16 protein-coding genes and 1 pseudogene are annotated in these 17,809 nt (G+C 75.4%); 8 read left to right on the top strand and 9 right to left on the bottom strand.

Features of this window, described 5'->3' with window-relative positions:
* Window positions 1-60 precede the first annotated feature (60 nt).
* Window positions 61-708 carry a hypothetical protein gene (locus AB0J76_RS13845; protein WP_352326338.1) on the top strand — a complete coding sequence of 216 codons (648 nt, stop codon included), beginning with the start codon at window positions 61-63 and terminating at the stop codon, window positions 706-708.
* Between the two features lie 156 nt (window positions 709-864).
* Window positions 865-1,848, top strand: coding sequence for a hypothetical protein (locus tag AB0J76_RS13840; protein ID WP_352326340.1), 984 nt, complete (start codon window positions 865-867; stop codon window positions 1,846-1,848).
* Window positions 1,849-2,122: 274 nt separating this feature from the next.
* On the opposite strand, the gene AB0J76_RS13835 is transcribed toward AB0J76_RS13840, so the two are convergent.
* Together AB0J76_RS13835 and AB0J76_RS13830 are read right to left on the bottom strand one after the other, a co-directional pair.
* Window positions 2,123-2,617 carry a sigma-70 family RNA polymerase sigma factor gene (locus AB0J76_RS13835; protein ID WP_352326341.1) on the bottom strand — a complete coding sequence of 165 codons (495 nt, stop codon included), beginning with the start codon at window positions 2,615-2,617 and terminating at the stop codon, window positions 2,123-2,125.
* A gap of 90 nt (window positions 2,618-2,707) precedes the next feature.
* Window positions 2,708-3,661, bottom strand: coding sequence for a MerR family transcriptional regulator (locus AB0J76_RS13830; protein ID WP_364389556.1), 954 nt, complete (start codon window positions 3,659-3,661; stop codon window positions 2,708-2,710).
* 213 nt (window positions 3,662-3,874) lie between these two features.
* Here AB0J76_RS13830 and crtI (AB0J76_RS13825) point away from each other — a divergent pair, with 213 nt between their 5' ends.
* From crtI (AB0J76_RS13825) to AB0J76_RS13815, 3 genes are read left to right on the top strand one after another with little or no spacing between them, the layout of a single operon-like run.
* Window positions 3,875-5,329: a phytoene desaturase family protein gene (crtI, locus tag AB0J76_RS13825; RefSeq protein WP_352330508.1), complete on the top strand. Its 1,455-nt coding sequence runs from the start codon at window positions 3,875-3,877 to the stop codon at window positions 5,327-5,329.
* Window positions 5,326-6,225, top strand: coding sequence for a phytoene/squalene synthase family protein (locus AB0J76_RS13820; protein WP_352330510.1), 900 nt, complete (start codon window positions 5,326-5,328; stop codon window positions 6,223-6,225). Before crtI (AB0J76_RS13825) ends, AB0J76_RS13820 begins: the two co-directional genes overlap by 4 nt.
* Window positions 6,222-7,196, top strand: a complete 975-nt coding sequence (locus AB0J76_RS13815; protein ID WP_352330512.1) for a phosphate acyltransferase PlsX — start codon at window positions 6,222-6,224, stop codon at window positions 7,194-7,196. The genes AB0J76_RS13820 and AB0J76_RS13815 overlap by 4 nt, the downstream gene beginning before the upstream one ends.
* 5 nt (window positions 7,197-7,201) lie before the next feature.
* Here the strand turns inward: AB0J76_RS13815 and AB0J76_RS13810 are convergent, their stop codons facing one another.
* Entirely contained in the window at window positions 7,202-7,909 is a 708-nt protein-coding gene (locus AB0J76_RS13810; RefSeq protein WP_364389553.1) for a spheroidene monooxygenase, read from the bottom strand.
* Between AB0J76_RS13810 and AB0J76_RS13805 the strand changes: the two genes are divergently transcribed.
* A complete protein-coding gene (locus AB0J76_RS13805; protein ID WP_352323712.1) occupies window positions 7,881-8,489 on the top strand; it encodes a glycerol-3-phosphate acyltransferase in 609 nt (202 codons plus the stop codon). The genes AB0J76_RS13810 and AB0J76_RS13805 overlap by 29 nt on opposite strands.
* On the opposite strand, the gene AB0J76_RS13800 is transcribed toward AB0J76_RS13805, so the two are convergent.
* The 3 genes from AB0J76_RS13800 to AB0J76_RS13790 are packed head-to-tail and all read right to left on the bottom strand — an operon-like array spanning window position 8,428 to window position 11,833.
* Entirely contained in the window at window positions 8,428-9,591 is a 1,164-nt protein-coding gene (locus tag AB0J76_RS13800) for a glycosyltransferase family 2 protein (RefSeq protein ID WP_352323713.1), read from the bottom strand. The genes AB0J76_RS13805 and AB0J76_RS13800 overlap by 62 nt on opposite strands.
* Window positions 9,588-11,027 carry a phytoene desaturase family protein gene (gene crtI / locus AB0J76_RS13795; protein WP_352323714.1) on the bottom strand — a complete coding sequence of 480 codons (1,440 nt, stop codon included), beginning with the start codon at window positions 11,025-11,027 and terminating at the stop codon, window positions 9,588-9,590. The genes AB0J76_RS13800 and crtI (AB0J76_RS13795) overlap by 4 nt, the downstream gene beginning before the upstream one ends.
* The gene (locus AB0J76_RS13790) at window positions 11,015-11,833 is read right to left on the bottom strand and encodes a carotenoid biosynthesis protein (protein WP_352323715.1); all 819 of its coding nucleotides are present in this window, start codon (window positions 11,831-11,833) and stop codon (window positions 11,015-11,017) included. The genes crtI (AB0J76_RS13795) and AB0J76_RS13790 overlap by 13 nt, the downstream gene beginning before the upstream one ends.
* Window positions 11,834-11,954: 121 nt before the next feature.
* On the opposite strand from AB0J76_RS13790, the gene AB0J76_RS13785 reads away from it, so the two are divergent.
* Window positions 11,955-14,090, top strand: coding sequence for an NACHT domain-containing protein (locus tag AB0J76_RS13785; RefSeq protein ID WP_352323717.1), 2,136 nt, complete (start codon window positions 11,955-11,957; stop codon window positions 14,088-14,090).
* Here AB0J76_RS13785 and AB0J76_RS13780 read toward each other — a convergent pair.
* Window positions 14,085-14,582, bottom strand: a complete 498-nt coding sequence (locus AB0J76_RS13780) for a potassium channel family protein (protein ID WP_352323718.1) — start codon at window positions 14,580-14,582, stop codon at window positions 14,085-14,087. The two genes, AB0J76_RS13785 and AB0J76_RS13780, sit on opposite strands and share 6 nt — an antisense overlap.
* Window positions 14,583-14,682: 100 nt before the next feature.
* Between AB0J76_RS13780 and AB0J76_RS13775 the strand changes: the two are divergent.
* Window positions 14,683-15,913, top strand: a pseudogene (locus tag AB0J76_RS13775) (alkyl sulfatase dimerization domain-containing protein); the annotation flags it as partial.
* Between the two features lie 24 nt (window positions 15,914-15,937).
* Here the strand turns inward: AB0J76_RS13775 and AB0J76_RS13770 are convergent.
* Both AB0J76_RS13770 and AB0J76_RS13765 read right to left on the bottom strand, forming a co-directional pair.
* Entirely contained in the window at window positions 15,938-16,561 is a 624-nt protein-coding gene (locus AB0J76_RS13770) for a response regulator transcription factor (protein ID WP_352323735.1), read from the bottom strand.
* A complete protein-coding gene (locus tag AB0J76_RS13765; RefSeq protein WP_352323719.1) occupies window positions 16,558-17,742 on the bottom strand; it encodes a sensor histidine kinase in 1,185 nt (394 codons plus the stop codon). The genes AB0J76_RS13770 and AB0J76_RS13765 overlap by 4 nt, the downstream gene beginning before the upstream one ends.
* Window positions 17,743-17,809: the final 67 nt, after the last annotated feature.

Raw genomic sequence — 17,809 nt, 5'->3', positions numbered from 1 at the left:
ACGGCATCGGAAGGGGGCCCGGATGGTGATCCGCTCGGGCGGCGCCTCGGGGGCGCGGGCATGGTGAGGCGCGCACGCGCCGCCCGTCCGGCGCCGCGGATCGACGTGGCCCGCCTGCCCGAGGACGTCGTGGCGCTCATTGACGCCCTGGAACCCGGCGAGAGCCTGGTCCTCACGCGTGACGGCGCGTCGATCGCGACGATCTCCAGCACCGTCGACGTGGTCCAGGGCGCCGTCGTCGGCCGCGCGGCGCCGGACGAGCCCGCCGATCCGCCGCCGGTCGGCCACGACGGCGTGACGGTCGTGGCCACCGCGATGGAGTTGTCGAACGCCGCACGGGTCGCCCTGTCCGACCGGCTCGGGGCCGACTACGTGGTGCTCGACATGCACGCCGCCCCGGCGACGGCCGACGTGCTGCTGGTGCCCGCCGGAAGCCCGCAGCTGATCGCCGGGCTCCGGTCGATGTTCCCGAAGGCCCGCGTGGTCGTCACCGAGATCGAGGACCCGGAGCTCGGCGTCCGGTACCACGGCCCGGTCCGGCGGCTGCTCGACGCCGGCGCGGACGCGTACCTGCCGCCGGCGACCGTCCCGCTGCTGGCCAGGCAGCTCGGCCACGTCCTGGGCCCGGGGCGCGTGCTCACCGGCGAGGCCACGGCGCCCCTGCAGATCGCCCCGGCGGAGGATCGCGACCAGGACGAGCCGGCCTAGTTCGGCGGCCCCTGCGACGGCGGGCCGAACACGGTGGCGGTGTCGACGGTGGCGACGTCGCCCGAGCTCGTGGCGCTTGGGCCTGCCGTCGCCGCCGAAGAGCTCCCCGTCAACCGGACGATTGCTTGAAATGGATCATCGGGCGACGATTGGCGCATGCGTCTGAACTTCCAGGTGGGCGACCTCGCGGCCACCCGGTTCGTGGTCTCGCCCCTGACCCACGCGATCTTCGCGGCCTTCAGCGTCCACCATCCCGACCTGACCGAGAAGGGCTCGATCTGGCGGGACATCGCCAGGACCGTGCCGCGCCGGACGTTGCCGCTGCTCGACATCCTCAACCGCGGTGCCTCCCGCGTCACCCTGCACGAGGGGCTGGTCACCTCCGAGGTGGCCCCGCCGATCGAGACCGCGGCGCTCTCCGACGAGCTCGACGCGCTCGCCGCCCTGGACACCCCGCCCGAGGAGCGCGAGTTCGGCGGCGACCTGTGGCGCTTCAGCGGGGTGCCGGGACGGCCCGACCTGGACATGGATCCGGCGCGGTTCCGCCGGGCCCTGGCCGACAGCATGTACGTGCTCTTCCACCGTTTCCTCGCCCCGGAATGGCCCGGCATGCGCCGCCGGCTCGAAGCGCGCCTGGCCGCCTACCAGGAGACGGTGGCGCGGATCGGGCTCGGCTCCGCGCTCAGCACCCTCAGCCCGCGGCTGTCCTGGGACGGCGGCGGCATGGTCGTCGCGGGCGGGCCGCCGATCACCGTCGATCTCGGCGGACGCGGCCTGCTGCTGCATCCGATCTCCGGCGCCTCGCCCCGCTACCTGGGCATCGCGACCACCCGGGACCGGCGCAGCTCGGTGCTCACGGTCCCGATGCCCGACGGCGGCCGGCAGGTGCTGCCGTCACCGGCCTTCGACACGCTCGCCGCGCTGGTCGGGCGGGCGCGGGCGCGGGTGATGCGGGCCGTCGGCGGGCACGGCTGCCGTACGGACGAGCTGGCCGGGCGGCTCAGGATCAGCGCGTCCACCGCCTCCGAGCACGTCACCGTGCTGCGCAACGCCGGGCTGATCGCCACCCGCCGCAACGGCCGGGCCGTCCACCACCACCTGACCTCACTCGGCACCCGCCTGCTGGAGGCCAACGGCTGACCCGGTACGCGGCGGCCGTCCGACCGCTGGAGGCGCTGGCCGACGTGCACCGGGAGGCCGAGCGCGGTCTCGTCCGCGGCAAGGTCACGCTGACGACGGGCCGCTGACCACGGCCGATCCTCCCGTCACACGGGCTCAGGTCCGGGAGGCGTCCGGGGAGAGGAAGTCGCGGACGAGACGGTCGTAACGGGCGCGGTCGACGTTCCACGCCTTCCCCGGTGCTCGCATGTATACAGAGTAAACTATGGCCGTTTACGCCGTATACATCCTCGGCTCAGGCCGTTCCGGCCAGGAGGTCCGAGAGCCGGTGCAGCCCGCGGGAGATGCGGGCCTTGACGGTGCCGATGGGCACGCGCAGGTGGTCGGCGATCTCCCGCTGGGTCAGGTCGGCGAAGTAGGCCAGTTCGATGGCCTGCCGCTGGGCGTCCGACAGTTCGGCGAGCGCGCGGTCGATCTGGTCGCGGTCGCCGAGCGCGTCGGGCGCCGGCCGGGCGCGTCCGGGCAGATCGCCCGCCTCCTGCAGCGGCACGGTCAGCAACCGCCGCACCCGCAGATGGTCGACGGCGCGGCGGTGGGCGATGGCGAAGACCCACGCGGCCTGGCTGCGCCCGGGGTCGTACCGTCCGCGCGAGCGCCAGACGTCGGCGAAGACGACCTGCAGCAGGTCCTCCACCTCCTGGGCGGGTACGAACCGGCGCAGGTAGGCGCGCACGGAGGCAGCGTGCGTGCGGTAGCACTCGCCGAGCGCTTCCTCGTCACTGGTGTCCATGCGCCTGCCCCTCACCGCAAAAACCTATTCAAAACTTATTCATACCGAGGCGCGGCGGGCGGTCACAAGCTCATCGGGGGAAAGGGCGGCTCAAATCAAGGTCGACATGACGCATGCGACGGCGTCAGGCAGCGTCGACACCCTGACGACGCCCGCCGGGGCCCGGCCCTGCCAGCCGCGCCCGCCGATGACGATCCGGCAGGCCGGACGCACCTCGGGCAGGGCGGCGAGCGGAGCGGTGTCGCCGGTCTCCGCCCGCTGCGACCAGACGAACACGGCCGCGGGACCGAGCCGCCGCATCGCGTGCGCCAGCGCCGCGTAGGGGGTGCGGGCGCCGAGCACGCGGGTCTGCACGCCGCGTTCGGCGAGCGCGGCGGCCAGCGCGTGCACCGGAAGGCTGTGCTGCTCCTCCTCGGCACACGCCAGGACCACCGGCCGGTCCGGCCGGTCGGACTGCGGCGGCACGTCGCCGGCGAGCCGGTGCAGCGCCGCCTGGAGGTGGCCGGACAGCAGGTGCTCGGCGTCGATGCCGGACCCGGTCGCGTCCTGGCCCCGGCAGACGGCGTCGAGCGCGGGCAGGAAGAGGTGCTCCCACGTCCACACCACGCCCTGCGCGGCCAGCGTCTCCTCGACCAGGGCGGCGACGGCGCGGCCGTCGAGCATGATCGCGGCGCGGGCCAGCGCGGCGACGACCTGCAGCCGCGCGGGCCGCCCGCCGGGAGGCTGCGGCGTCCGCAGGCCGCCGGAGGGGACGGGCGTCGTCCGGGCGCCGGACGGCGGCGCGGCAGGGGTGTCGGGCAGGGCGAGGGCGAGCCGGGCCGCCTCGGCCGGCACCAGACCGGTGGCGATCAGGCGTTTCATCTCGGCCAGCCGCCGCACGTCGGCGGCGCCGTAGCGGCGGTGGCCGCCGGGGCTGCGGCGGCTGGGGCCCAGGCCGTAGCGCAGGTTCCAGGTGCGCAGGGTCGGCGCGGGGATGCCGAGACGCCGGGAGACGGCTCCGATGCCGAATCCCGCGTCCTCGCTGACCGGTGTGTCCTCGTCCATGGTGTTCCCGCTGCCGCTCGACGTGTCCGACTATCTTTTCGCGCTTGCGGGGTGCTTGGGCGCATGGCTGGGCGCGTCCGGCTTGATCCCGTTGTCCGGTGACGTGCAACCGGGCGCGCTCCCGGCACGAAAGCAGTTCATAGCGACAGAAGGAGCTGCGTGCATGGACACGGTGACCTCGCAGGCCGGGCACGTGCGTGGGACGGCCGCCCGATGAGCCCGGTTGTCGTCGTCGGGGCCGGGCTGGGCGGGCTGGCCGCGGCCGTCCACCTGGCGGCCGCCGGGCATCAGGTCACCGTGGTCGAGGCCCTCGACGAGCCCGGGGGCTGCTGCGGCACCGCCCGCCTCGGGCCGTTCCGCTTCGACACCGGACCCTCGGTGCTGACCATGCCGGGCGTGCTCGCGGAGGTGTTCGGCGCGGCCGGGCAGGAGCTGCGGCACTGGCTGCCGTTGCGCCGCCTGGACCCGTCGTACCGGATGGTCTTCGACGACGGGTCGCGGCTGGACGTCCTGCCCGAGCGCGAGGCAATGGCCGAGCAGGTGCGGACGGTGTGCGGGCCCGCCGAGGCGGCGCGCTACGACCGCTACCGGGCGCTGCTCGACGAGCTGTTCCGGGTGGAATGGCCGGCGTTCATCGACGCGGACGTGAGCCGGCTGCGCGCCCTGGCCCGGCCGGCCGCGCTGCTCCGGCTGGCCCGGCTGGGCGGCTTCCGCCGGCTGGACCGCCTGGCCGCCCGCCACCTGCGCGACCCCCGGCTGATCAAGGCGCACACCTTCCAGTCCCTCTACGTGGGGCTCGCGCCGCAGCGCGCGCTCGGCATCTACGCCGTCATCGCCCACATGGACACCGTCGGCGGCGTGTACTTCCCGCGGCGCGGCGGCATGCACGCCATCCCCTCGGCCATGGCGGCCCTGCTGGCGAAGCTGGGCGGCGACATCCGCTACGGCGTCCGCGCCGACCAGGTCGAGACGGACTCCGACGGCGTCACCGGGGTGCTGCTGGCGGGCGGCGAGCGGCTCACGGCGCGGCAGGTGGTCGTGGCCTGCGACCGCCTGGCCGCCCGGCGGCTGCTGCCCGGCCCGGCGGCCGACTGGCGGCTGCGCCGCCCCCACCACTCCCCCTCCTGCCTGGTGCTGCACGTCGGCCTGGACCGTCCCCTCGACGGCCAGGCCCACCACACCCTGCACTTCGGGCGCGTCTGGGAGGAGACCTTCACGGCGCTGGCGGCCGGCCGTCCGCAACCCGATCCCAGCCTGCTGATCACCCATCCCGAACCGGACGGCGAGGCGGCGCCCCTCGGGCAGGCCACGCTCAGCGTCCTGGAACCCGCGCCCAACCTGCGGACCGCCGACTGGGAGCGGTTGCGGCCGGAGCTGGAGGAGCGGCTGCTCGGCCGCCTGGCCGCGCTCGGCCACGGCGACCTGTCCGGCGCGCCCCGGCTGGTGCTCGACCCGCCCGCCTGGGCGGCGCGCGGGCACAGCGCGGGCACCCCGTTCGCGCTGGACCACCGCTTCACCCAGACGGCGTGGCTGCGGCCCTCGGCCGTCGCCCGGCGGGTGCCGGGACTGCACTTCGCCGGCATGTACACCGCGCCCGGCGTCGGGATCCCCCCGGTGCTGATCTCCGGCCGGCTCGCCGCCGAGCGCATCTTGAAGGAGGCCCGTTGACGCTCACCGCCAGCTACGAACGCTGCCGACAACTCCACGCCCGCTACGGCCGCTCCTACTACCTGGCCACCCGCCTGCTGCCGCAGTGGAAACGCCGGCACGTGCACGCCCTGTACGGCTTCGCCCGCTACGCCGACGAGATCGTCGACTCCTTCACCATGACCGGCGACCGCGCCCGCGCGCTCGACGACCTGGCCGCCAAGGTCGAGGCCGGGCTGGCCGGGGCGGCGACCGGCGATCCGATGCTGCCCGCGTTCCTGCACACCGTGCACTCCTTCGGCATCGAGCACGGCGACGTCCGCGCCTTCCTCGCCTCGATGCGCGCCGACCTGTCCGTGCGCCGGTACACGACCTACGACGACCTGCTGGGGTACATGTCGGGATCGGCCGCCGCGATCGGCACGATGATGCTGCCGGTGCTGGAGCCGGCGCCCGGCCACGAGGAGGCGGCCCGCGAGCCGGCCCGCCAGCTCGGGCTGGCCTTCCAGCTCACCAACTTCCTGCGCGACGTCGCCGAGGACTTCGCCCGCGGCCGCGTCTACCTGCCGATGGAGGACCTGGACAAGTTCGGCGTCGTGCCCGGCATGCTGGGCGAGCGGCGGACCCGGCGGGCGGTGCGCGACCTGCTGGCCTTCGAGGCCGGGCGGGCCCGCGAGCACTACCGGGCCGCCGACGAGGGCATCGGCCTGCTCGTCGCCTCCTCGCGGCCGTGCGTGCGCGCCGCCTTCGAGCTGTACGGCGGCATCCTGGCCGAGATCGAGCGGCGCGGCTTCGACGTCCTGGCCGGTCGGGTTCGGGTACCGCGCCGCCGCAAGGCCGCCGTCTTCGCCCGGCACCTGCTGGCCTCCGCGGAGTCGGGCCGGGCCGAGCGGCGCGTCCGCGTGGAGCTGCCGTGACCGGCGCGGCCCCCGTGGTGCTGGACGCGATGGGCGGCGACCACGGGCCCGCCGAGGTGGTCGCGGGCGCGGTGCTGGCCTGCCGCGAGCACGGCGTGCCCGTCGTCCTCGTCGGCCCGGCGCCGCGGCTGGCCGAGGAGCTGCGGCGGCACGGCGCCGCGGACGAGATCGCGGTGGCCCACGCCGAGGACGCCGTGCCCATGACCGAGCGGGGAGCGGGCGCGACCGCGCTGGCCGCCTCCAGCCTGGCGATCGGCTGCGACCTGGTCGGACGGGGCGAGGGCGGGGCGCTGGTGTCGGCCGGGGCCACCGGCGCGGTGGTCGCCTGCGCGGTGCGCGGCATCGGCCGGGCTACCGGCGTGCTGCGGCCCGCCCTGGCCGTGGCGCTCCCGTCGCTGCCGGGCGGGGCGAGCGTGCTGGTGGACGCCGGCGCGATCACCGATCCCCGCCCCGCCATGCTGGCCCAGTTCGCGCTGCTCGGCGTGGGGTACGCGCGGGCCGTGCTCGGCGTGGCCGACCCGGTGGTGGGGCTGCTGTCGATCGCGGCGGAGCCGGGCAAGGGCAACCGGCTGGCCCGGGAGGCCGAAGAGCTGCTGAGCGCGCTGCCGGTGCGCTTCCACGGCCCCGTCGAGGGGCACGACGTCCTGGCCGGCACGGTGGACGTGATCGTCACCGACGGCTTCACCGGCAACGTCGTGCTCAAGAACGTCGAGGGCTGCGTGCGCACGGCGCTGACCATGGTGGCCGACGCCGGCATCGCCGCCCCCGACCGGCTCGCCGAGGTGGCGCGCCGCTACGACCCGCAGACGCACGGCGGCGCCGTCCTGCTCGGCCTGCGCGGCACCGTCGTGGTCGCGCACGGCTCCTCGCGGGCGGCCACGATCGCCCGCGCCTGCGTGGTGGCCCACACGCTGGCGGAGCGGGATCCGGCGGCCGGGATCGCGGCGGCAGCCGTCACGGCGGCGGGATGAGGGGGTCAGCTCAGCGGGTCGCGCCCGTCCCAGCGGCCCTCGCTGGCATAGGGGACGAAGCGGGCGAACAGCTCTTCGGCGTACCAGTCGCGGGCCCGTACCTGCTCGATGACCCGCCGGTGGGCCTGGCCCCGGTAGGCGAAGTCCCGTACGGCCCGCCGGTCCCGCCACAGCGAGAAGGTGGCCTGCCGGGCGAGCGGCCACTCCCCCATGCCGACCGAGGCCAGGCAGCCGTCCTGCCGCCCCAGCAGCTCCTCGACCGGCGGGACCGACCGGTAGAAGGCGACCAGCCGGCCGGGCCGGACGGAGGCCCTGGTGAGCACCGCCACCGGGCCGGGCCCGCCGTCGTCGCGGGCCGGCACGCCGCCGAACGGGTCACGCCGGCCCCACGCGCCGCGCGAGGCGAGCGGGGCCAGCCGGGTCTGCCAGTACTCCGCGGCCTCCGTCCGCCAGCGGGCGGCGATCGGCGAGTCGCGCAGGAACTCCGCCAGGTCGCTCTCCCGCCGCCAGACGGCGAACAGGGCCCAGCGCCGCAGGTCGGCGCCCAGCGACATCGAGCGTCCCCGGCCGGTGCCGAGCAGCCGCCAGAAGAGCGGGCCGCCGGGGCGGCGCAGCAGCGGCCGGTCGAAGGCCATGTGCTTCATCGCCCCCCTGCCGCCGTACCGGACGAGGTGGAACGACGCGATGGTTGAGGTGCTCGGGTCGGTCGTCATCGGCTACCTGCTGGGGTCGGTGCCGGTCGCGGTCCTGACAGCGCGGGCGCACGGCGTCGATCCGCGCGACGTCGGGGACCGCAACCCGGGGTACTGGAACGTCAAGGAGCAGCTCGGGCGGTGGGCGGGCGTGCCGGTGTTCGCCGGAGACACGCTGAAGGGCGCTCTGGCCGCACTGGTCGCGCTGGCGATCGGCGGCGGCCACACCGCCGCCTTCGGCGTGGTGTCGGGGGCGAGCGTGGCGCCGGTGTACCTGGCGGTGGCGGCGGCCATGGCGGGGCACGCGTGGCCGCTGTTCGCCGGCTTCCGGGGCGGCCGGTGCGTGCTCACCTTCGCCGGCGGGGTCGCGGTCATCTGCCCGCCGGCGTTCGGGCTGGCCGTGGCGGCGCTGACGCTGGCGGCGCTGGCGACGCGGTCGTTCGCGGCGGGCGCGCGCCTGGCGGTGTTCGGGGTGCCGCTGCTGCAGCTGCTGTTCATGCCGGCCGAGCTGGTGGCGGCCACCGGGGGGCTGATGTGCCTCATCGGGCTGCGTTTCGGGCAGGCCGCGCTGGCCGGCCGCCGCCGCTCGTCCCCCCGCTGACGCCGCCGCCGGCCTCGCCGTCGATGGCGAGCCCGGCGTCGCCGTAGGTGCGGCCACGCCAGCTGCGCACCGGCCGTACGGTGGCCTGCGTCAGGCGGACCGCGGCGGCCGGGTCCAGCAGCGGCGACAGCGGCAGGCTCGCCCCGGGCCGCCGGTAGCTGCCCCGCAACGCCGCCGTCAGGGACAGCCGCAGCCCCAGCAGCGCCAGGTCCAGGCCGGTCGGGCGGCCCGCGGCCAGCCGCAGCACGGGCAGCGCCATCGTCAGCCAGATGACCGCCAGGTCGGCCGCCTGCCGGCCGGGGCCGGTCACGTCGGCCAGCGGCAGCGAACGGCCCCACTCCCGCCACAACTCACCCGCCGAGTCGTGCATGTCGACCTCCAGCAGGCCGCCGGCGTCCAGGAAGCCCACCGACCAGCCCTGTGCGGCCAGGCGGCGGGCCAGCGCCACGTCGTCGGTCATCCGGTCGCGGACGAGCGCGAAGCCGTCCGCCTCGGTCATCCGGGAGCGCCGGAAGGCCATGCACTGGCCGTTGGCGATCACCCGGTGCGGCGGCGGCGGGCTCGGCGGGCCGACGGGGCCGAAGCGGTAGACCAGCGTCGCCAGCATGGAGGCGTGCAGGGCCTGCTCCAGGACGCCGTCGCAGACGAACCGGGGGCCCGCGCTGACCAGGTCGTAGCTGTCCAGGGCCGCGGCCAGCGCCCCGAACAGGCCGGGCGCGGGCCGGACGTCGGCGTCCAGCGTGACCACCACCCCGGCGCGGGCGGCGGCCACCCCCTGCCGCAGCGCCCACTGCTTGCCGACCCAGCCGGGCGGCAGCGGATCGGCGGTGACGACGGTGGCGCCCAGCGCCGCCGCCAGCCTCGCCGTGCCGTCCCGGGAGCCGTCGTCCACGACGATCACCTCGCGGACGCCCGGAGCGGCCAGCGCGGCGCGCAGGCACGGGCCGATCCTGGCCTCCTCGTCACGGGCGGGGATCACCACGGAGACCGCCTCGCCCGCGACCGGACGGGCCCGCAGCGCGGGCAGCCGCCGCCGCCCCCGCGCCAGCCGGGCCACGACGACGGCCGCCGCCACGCCCTGCGCGACGCTCAGCGCCCTCATCGCGGACCGCCCGCGAGGTCCTGGGACACCAGGCCGGCGACGATGCGGGCGCCCAGCGTCACCATCGGCAGGCCCCCGCCGGGATGGGCCGAGCCGCCCACCAGGTACAGCCCGCGTCTCGGCCCCCGGTTGCCCGGGCGGGCGAAGGACGCCAGCCTGCCCCGGTAGGCGCTGCCGTAGATCGCGCCGCCCCAGGAGCCGTACCGGTCCCGCAGGTCCGCGGGGGTGAGGACGTCGACGAAGCGCAACCGGCCGGCCAGGTCGCAGCCGCGCCCGGCCAGCCGCTCCAGCACCAGGTCCCGGTACGCCTCGACCCCGATCCCCCACCGGGCCGGATCCCGGGCCGGCACGTTGACCAGCATCGTCCAGTTCTCCGCCCCGGCAGGGGCCTGGGAGGCGTCGTCCACCGCCGAGCAGCCGACGTAGACCGTCGGGTCGAGCGGCGGACGGCCCCGGTCGAAGATGTCGGCGAACTCGCGCTCGTAGTCGGCCGAGAACAGCACCGAATGGTGCGGCAGCCCCGGCGTGCGGCCCTCCACCCCGGCCAGCAGCAGGAAGGCCGAGGAGGAGGTGCCGAGCCGGGCGATCCGGCGCAGCCGCCGCCGGTCCGGCGACAGGCGGCCGTACAGGGCGGCGGCGTCGGTGCCGGCCACCACGACGTCGGCCCGCACCCTGCGCCCGCTCGCCAGCCGCACCCCGGTGACCTGGGACGCGTCGGCCTCGACGGCGGCGACGGGCTCGGACAGGAAGATCTCCACCCCGGCGGCCTTCAGCAGCAGCGTCAGGTCGTCGGCCAGGCGGGCCAGACCGCCGGGCGCGTACCAGACGCCCTGCCCGTGCTCCAGCGCCGGGACGCAGCCCAGCGCCGCCGGCGCCCGGTACGGGCTCGATCCGGCGTACGTGGCGTAGCGGCCGACGTACTGGCGGAGGCGGGGGTCACGGAAGTGGCGCCGGGCCAGCCCGGCCAGGGTGCGAGCGGGGGCCACCGCGGTCAGGTCCGACAGCCGCGGCCTTCCCTGGCGCCGGATCGGCGGCCCGGCGAACACGGTCCGCTCCGCCGCCCGCAGGCAGCCCTGCGCCCAGTGGTGGAAGGCCGTCCAGGCCCGGCCCTCGCCCGGCGCCAGCCGCTCGACCTCGGCGGCCATGCGCGCCGGGTCGCGGTGGGCGTCCAGGACGGTGCCGTCGGCGAAGCGGTACCGGCACAGCAGCGCGGGCTCGACCAGCTCGCGGTCCAGCCCGAGCTCGCGCAGCACGCGCGGCATGGTGAGCAGCGACGGGCCGAGGGAGAAGGTGAAACCGTCACGGCGATGCTCGGCCAGCTTGCCGCCCAGCCGCGGCAACTGCTCGTACAGCCGCACCTCGTGACCCTGGCGGGCCAGCAGCAGCGCGCACGCCATGCCGCCCATGCCGCCGCCGATCACCGTCACCTCGGCCATGACCGCCTCCATGCCGGCGCGGCGAACGCGCCCATCGTGATCCCTCCGGCGGCGGCGACCAGCAGGTCCGGCGGCTGGAACACCGCCGCGAAGCCCACCGTCTCCATCACCGCCATGACCGTGTAGAGCGCCAGCAGCCCGCGCGCCGGGGCGCCGGGGCGGACGATCCGCCCGACCACCACCATGACCAGCGCCGACACCAGCAGCCAGCCGGCGAAGTTGCTCAGCGGCACACCGCGGTAGAAGCCCTCCCGCGCCCAGGTCCACAGGCCGAGCCGGACCATCTGGGGGTCGAGGAACAGGTCCCACGCCGTCAGCGCGCCCGCGCCCGCGCACACCCGGGCCACCCCGCCGGACGGCACGAGAGCGACCGCCACCGCGTGGGCCGCCAGCCCCATGCCGCCCCACGCCAGCACCACCACCACGGGGACCCCGGCCACCTGCGGCCACAGCGCGTCGCTGTAGCCGTAGGAGCCGAACGGGAACCCGGTGAGCAGCCCCGCCAGCTCGGCCGCGTACCCGGTCAGCGCCGCCCCGGCGAAGGCGGCCGCCGCCCTGGCCGCGCCCCAGGCGTCCGCGGCGAAGGCCGCGGCGCACGCCGCCAGCAGCACGACGATCACCCCGGTGAGCCGCTCGGGCCGCGCGGCCAGCCCGGACGCCACCTGGCAGCCCATCATCGCCAGCACCGACAGTACGCCGAGCGCGCGGCCCGGCCGCAGCGCCGATCTCAGGGCCGATCTCAGGGCCGATCTCAGGGCCGATCTCAGGGCCGCGCCCGTCGCCTGCCGGTCCGGTGTGCGTTCCACATACCTGTGTTTCGCACGTGCCGCCCGCGGGGTTGCACGGGCCGCGAGCCGGTACGGGATGAAGAGGATCTTTGTCGCGTTCCCCGCACGCGACGGGCGCCCGCTTCGAAATGCTGGGATCGTGAGCCGGCGGACGAAGACATGGTGGTTCTGGGCGGGCGTGGCGGCCGGGATGGTCATGCTGGCGGCCGCCGCGCTGCGGCTGTGGACGCTCTATCCCGGCGACGTCGACCCGGTCGGCGCCGGGCTGGGGCTGGCCGGGACGGGCATCGCCGCGATCTCCTGGTGGCAGGCGCAGCGGCTGGCCGACACCGACGTGCAGGCGGCCGCCACGCTGCTGGCCGGGCGGGTGCTGGCCGAGGAGCGGGCCCAGCGGGCACAGCTGCTGGGCGGCAAGGGCAGCGACGCCGTCATCGACGTCGGCTTCTCCTTCCACCCCACCGGCGGCGCCGTCTCCGCGCCGCCGGCCGGCAACCTGAAGCAGGTGGCCGCCTACTTCCGCGAGCTGGGCGGGCCGGGGCGGCTGGTGATCACCGGGGTGGCGGGCTCGGGCAAGACCGTCCTCGCCATCGAGCTGATCCTCCGGCTGCTCGACGGCCGGCGGCCCGAGGACCGCGTCCCGGTGCGGATCTCCGCGGCGAGCCTGGATCCCGACGTGCCGGTGCGGGACATGCTCGCCCGGCACCTGACCGCCGCGTACGGCCTGAAGCCGGTGACCGCGCGCACGCTCGTGGCGGCGGAGCGCATCCTGCCCGTCGTGGACGGGCTCGACGAGATGGACGAGACCGACGAGCCGGGCTACGGGTCGCGGGCCGCGCGGGCGCTGCGCGCCCTGGAGGACTACGAGCACGGGCTTGACCGCTGCAGCATGGTCCTGACCTGCCGCACCGACCAGTACGACGCCCTGGCCGCCGACCGGGCCGTCCCCCGCGGGATCGTCCGGGTCGACGTGGGGAAGGTGGCCGGCGACCAGGCGTGGCGTTTCATCCAGGCCGTCACCGACCAGGAGGACCCCGACCGCTGGCGGCCGGTCCTCGACGCGCTGACCCGCGACGGCCATGTCCTGGCCGAGGCGCTGAGCACGCCGTGGCGGCTGACCCTGGCGGTCAGCGTCTACGAGCAACGCGACCCGGTCACCGGGCGCCACGTGCGCTCGCCCGAGGCCCTCACGCGCTTCGCCGACCAGCGGTCCGCACGGGAGCATCTCCTCGGCCTGTTCATCCCCGCCCGCCTGGCCGCGGCGGACCCGGCGGGCAAGGGGCCGGACGCCGGGCGCACGCACGCCTACCTGACCGTCCTGGCCGCTCATCTGCGCGCGAACACCGGCCGGCCGCCGCTCCACGGGCGCGTGTTGTCCGGCACGGACCTCGTGCTGCACCGGTTGTGGCCGCTGGCGGGCGACCGGGCGCGGTTCTTCGGCGCGCTGGTGGCGCTGGCGACCTGCCTTCCCGGGGTCGCCGCCGTCGTCGTCGCCGCCGTCGCGGTGTTCTCGCGGGTGGAGATCGTGGACGGCCGGATCTCGGGCGCGACGGTGATGGCCGTCGCCCTGCTCCTGCTGCCCGGCACGGTGGCGGTGCGCCTGCTGACCGAACCGGTCACGGCCTATCGGCAGGCGTGGTCCGCGGCGGACGAGGACGGCCTGCTCCGGTCCCGCGGCGGGCAGAGCCGCAGGCGGAGCGTCGTGGACGGCGTGCTGGCCGCCCTGTACGGCTGCCTGACGAGCGCGGCGGTCATCATGGAGTTCGGCGCCGCCCTGCCGCTGTGGGCGCCGATCGTCTTCGGCCTCCTGGTCGGCGTGGGGATGGCGAGCGGCAGAGACGTCCAGCGCGGATACGCCGGCTCCTGGGACGGCATCGACCCCAGGACGGTCATCCGCAACGACGTCGTCTCGACGCTCGTGGCCGCGCTCACCTTCGGCCCCGGATTCGGGTTCATGCTGGGCATCTGGTTCGTGAAGCTGCTGGCGGGGATCCCGGTCGTCGCGGCGGCCGCGGTGGGCGCGGTGTTCGGCATGTCCCTGGTGGCGTCCTGGTCGCCGCTGCTGGCCCGCCGCTACCTGGGGCTCCTGCTGGCCACGCGGGGCCGGCTGCCGTGGCGGCTGGGACGGTTCCTGCACGGCTGCTACGACGCCGGGCTGCTGCGGATCTCCGGGATCGCCTACCAGTTCCGGCACCGCGAGCTCCAGGACTACCTGGCCACGCACCCCCGTGCCGCCACGGCGTCCCCGGTCCCCTGCCTGGAGGGGGAGCCCTCATGACGACCTGTGCGAGCGCCACACGCCCACGATGAGCGCGAGCGCCGACGTCACGACGATCAGATCGAAGATCACCTGCACGATGACCACGGCCTTGGCCCCCTGGCCGAGGGGGACGACGTCGCCGTAGCCGACCGTGCCCAGGGTGATCACCGAGAAGTAGAGCGCGTCCACCCGGGTGCGCAGGCCGTGGAACTGCGCGGCCATCAGGAAGTACAGCGCCGCGAAGAAGACCACCACGACGGTGACGACGGTCAGCAGCATCGCCAGTTGTTCGGCCAGGGACCGTCCGGGCCGCAGCGCGCGCGCCACCTGCCGCCCCAGCAGCCAGGCCAGCGTGATCACCCCGGCCAGGCAGGCCAGGGCGCGCAGCTCGGGCGAGCCGTCCTGGAGTTTCTCGGTCGGCAGCGGCACGACGAAGTAGACGCCGGTGATCACGGCGGCCGCGGCCGCGCTCCGCACCCATGCCAGCACGCCGGCCGGAGAAGCACACATGAGAGGAACGTTCCTCGGACCGGCGGCCGCACCGCCGGAGATGCTCTTTCTTGAGGCTCTCCTTGCCCTCTTCGCAGACTGCCGAGGGCAGGACGCTCACATGGCAGACCTTCCCTTCCAGGACCGGGCGGACTTCGAGCAGGCCGATCGCGGCTTCGTCGCCAGGCTGACCCCCGGCGTGGTCAGGACGTCCGGGGGCGAGGTCGTCTGGGACAACGACGTCTACGACTTCCTGGCCGGCGACTGCCCGCCGACCGCCCATCCGAGCCTGTGGCGGCAGGCGCAACTGTGCACCCGGCAGGGCCTGTACGAGGTGACCGACGGCATCTACCAGGTGCGCGGCCTGGACCTGTCGAACATGACCCTGGTCGAGGGCGACACCGGCGTCGTCGTCATCGACCCGCTGGTCTCCGCCGAGTGCGCCGCCGCCGCGCTCGGGCTCTACCGCGGCCATCGCGGCGACCGGCCGGTCACCGGGGTCGTCTACACCCACAGCCACGTCGACCACTTCGGCGGCGTGCGCGTCGTCTTCCAGCTCACGCCGGGCGCCGAGACCCCCGCCGAGATGAACTTCCTCTTCCCCGACCACCGCGCCCTGTGCCTGGCCGAGAACGCCACGCACAACCTGCACAACGTGCTCACCCTGCGCGGCGCGGTGGTCCGCGACGCCCGGGTGTGGGCCCGCTACCTGACCGAGGCCGTCGAGCTCTTCGCCGACCGGGCCGACGTCGCCTTCGCCTCCCACCACTGGCCCACCTGGGGCCGGGACGACATCGTCACCTTCCTGTCCCAGCAGCGCGACCTGTACGCCTACCTGCACGACCAGACCCTCCGCCTGCTCAACCAGGGCCTGACCGGCCCCGAGATCGCCGAGGTCATGCAGGTGCCGCCCGCGCTGGAGCAGGTCTGGCACACCCACGGCTACTACGGCTCGGTCAGCCACAACGTCAAGGCCGTCTACCAGCGCTACCTCGGCTGGTTCGACGGCAACCCCGCCCACCTGTGGGAACACCCGCCCGTCGAGCTGGCCCGCCGCTACGTCGAGTCGTTCGGCGGCACCTCGGCCGTGGTGGCCCTGGCCGGCCGCTACGTCGAGGAGGGCGACCTGGCGCAACTTCTACCTCACCGGCGCGGCCGAGCTGAAGGACGGCCCCTCCCCCGGCGCCACCGACACCACCTCGCCGGACGTGCTCGCCGCGCTGTCCAGCGAGCAGATCTTCGACTCCCTGACCATCCGGGTGAACGGCCCGGACGCCTGGAACGAGCGCTTCGCCATCGACTGGCACCTCACCGACCTGGACGAACGCCACCGGACCACGATGTCCAACGGACTTCGCCATCGTCACCGCCTGAGCTCACGGCGAACGGATGAGGCCCCGCTTCGAGGCCGCCGCGACGGCCGCCGTGCGGGAGTCCACGTCCAGCTTGGTGTAGATGTGCGCCAGGTGGGTCTTGACCGTGGTCTCGCTGAGGAACATCGCCTTGCTGATCTGCCGGTTCGACAGACCGGCGGCGACGTGCCCGAGCACCTCCAGCTCGCGCGGGCTGAGCGTGGCGTCGGGGGCCCTGACCCGGCCCAGCAGGCGGGCGGCCACGCTCGGCGCCAGGGCGCTGGCTCCCGCGGCGGCCGACCGGACGGCGGCGTGCAGGTCCTCCGACGGGGCGTCCTTGAGCAGGTAGCCGGTCGCGCCGGACTCGATGGCGGCCACGATGTCGGCGTCGGTGTCGAACGTCGTGAGCACCAGGACGCGGGGACCGTCCAGGGCCACGATCCGGCGGGTCGCCTCGCTGCCGTGCATGCCCGTCCCCAGTTGCAGGTCCATCAGCACGACGTCGGGGGCGAGCGCGGCGGCCAGCCGCACGCCCTCCTGCCCGGTGGCGGCCTCGCCGACCAGGTCGAAGTCGGGCTGCCCGGCGAGCATGGCGCGCAGGCCGGAGCGGACCACGGGATGGTCGTCCACCAGGACGATCCGGATCACGGCCCCTCCAGCGGCGGCAGCGGCAGGGTCGCGACGACGGCCGTGCCTTCGCCGGGGGCCGACTCCACGGTGAGGCTGCCGCCCAGGGCGCTCACCCGTTCGCGCATCGCGCGCAGGCCGAAGCCGGCCGAACGTCCGGGGTCGAACCCCCGGCCGTCGTCGTAGACGTCCAGCATGACCACGTCGTCCAGGTAGGTGAGGGTCACCCCGGCGTGGGCGGCGCCGGAGTGGCGGCTGACGTTGCCCAGGGCGCCCTGGGCGACGCGGAGCAGCGTCGCGTCGTAGTCGGCGGGCAGCGGCGCCGGGGTGCCGGACACCTCGAAGCGCGCCTGGATGGGCGTGCCCGCCACGGCGGAGTCGCCGGCCCTGCGCAGCGCGGCGGCCAGCGACGAGTGCCGCAGCGCCGCGGGGGCCAGGCCGCGGACGAAGTTCCTGGCCTCCTCCAGGTTCTCCTTGGCCGCGTCCGCCGCCTCGGCGATGCGGCGCTCGGCGGCCGGGAGGTCGTCGGCCAGGTCCCGCCGGGCCGCCCGCAGGAGCAGGATGATGCTGGACATGCCCTGTGCCAGGGTGTCGTGGATCTCTCTGGCCAGGCGTTCCCGCTCGGCCAGCCGGACGGCGTCGCCCTCCGCCTGGAGCAGTCTCCCCCGCGTGCGGACCAGGTCGTCGATCAGCAGGCGGCGCTGCTCGCTCTCGGCGTGCAGCGCTTTGTAGACCATCGCCATCAGGGTGGCCACCGCCGCCCCGATCGTCGGGCCGATGACCAGGGCGGCGGTCAGCCGGCCCTCGTGCCAGGCGGCGGCCAGCACGGCCGCGACGGTCAGCGCCGCCACGCCCGGCAGCGCGACCGCCAGGGGCAGCAGGTGCAGGTAGGCGAAGAAGAGCGGGAAGGCCAGCCAGACGAACTGCGGCGCGGCCAGGGCGAGCAGCGCCCACCCGGCCGTGGTCAGCACCAGCCAGATCCGGCCCAGCAGCAGGTGCGTCGGCCCGCCGAAGTGCGGCAGCCGCGCCTCGATCGTGATGCCCGCCGCGTAGAGGGCGCCGAGGAGCGCTCCGCCCAGCGTCGGCGCGAGCCGTCCGGTCCCGGCGACGCCGGCCAGCGCGATCGCCAGGAGGGTCGCGAACGTGCCGTGCACGGTCCAGCGCAGCAGGCGGAGGGCAGGCGGGAACGGATAGTCAGACATCTCTCACCAAGCGTATGCGACGGCCCTGCGCCACAAATCGTCCGAAAGAAGTATTACGGGCGGACCG

This window comes from Nonomuraea sp. NPDC049624, from assembly GCF_040675255.1.
Lineage (GTDB): Bacteria > Actinomycetota > Actinomycetes > Streptosporangiales > Streptosporangiaceae > Nonomuraea.
This window is presented reverse-complemented; position numbering and strand designations above follow the sequence as displayed.

Bases quoted from the DNA above. Each gene is read 5' to 3' on its own strand.
- crtI (WP_352330508.1), top strand. From the start codon at position 3,875: ATGAGCCCGGTTGTCGTCGTCGGGGCCGGGCTGGGCGGGCTGGCCGCG.
- AB0J76_RS13810 (WP_364389553.1), bottom strand. From the start codon at position 7,909: ATGACGACCGACCCGAGCACCTCAACCATCGCGTCGTTCCACCTCGTC.
- AB0J76_RS13780 (WP_352323718.1), bottom strand. From the start codon at position 14,582: ATGTGTGCTTCTCCGGCCGGCGTGCTGGCATGGGTGCGGAGCGCGGCC.
- AB0J76_RS13835 (WP_352326341.1), bottom strand. From the start codon at position 2,617: ATGGACACCAGTGACGAGGAAGCGCTCGGCGAGTGCTACCGCACGCAC.
- AB0J76_RS13840 (WP_352326340.1), top strand. From the start codon at position 865: ATGCGTCTGAACTTCCAGGTGGGCGACCTCGCGGCCACCCGGTTCGTG.
- AB0J76_RS13805 (WP_352323712.1), top strand. From the start codon at position 7,881: ATGGTTGAGGTGCTCGGGTCGGTCGTCATCGGCTACCTGCTGGGGTCG.
- crtI (WP_352323714.1), bottom strand. From the start codon at position 11,027: ATGGCCGAGGTGACGGTGATCGGCGGCGGCATGGGCGGCATGGCGTGC.
- AB0J76_RS13845 (WP_352326338.1), top strand. From the start codon at position 61: ATGGTGAGGCGCGCACGCGCCGCCCGTCCGGCGCCGCGGATCGACGTG.
- AB0J76_RS13765 (WP_352323719.1), bottom strand. From the start codon at position 17,742: ATGTCTGACTATCCGTTCCCGCCTGCCCTCCGCCTGCTGCGCTGGACC.
- AB0J76_RS13830 (WP_364389556.1), bottom strand. From the start codon at position 3,661: ATGGACGAGGACACACCGGTCAGCGAGGACGCGGGATTCGGCATCGGA.
- AB0J76_RS13800 (WP_352323713.1), bottom strand. From the start codon at position 9,591: ATGAGGGCGCTGAGCGTCGCGCAGGGCGTGGCGGCGGCCGTCGTCGTG.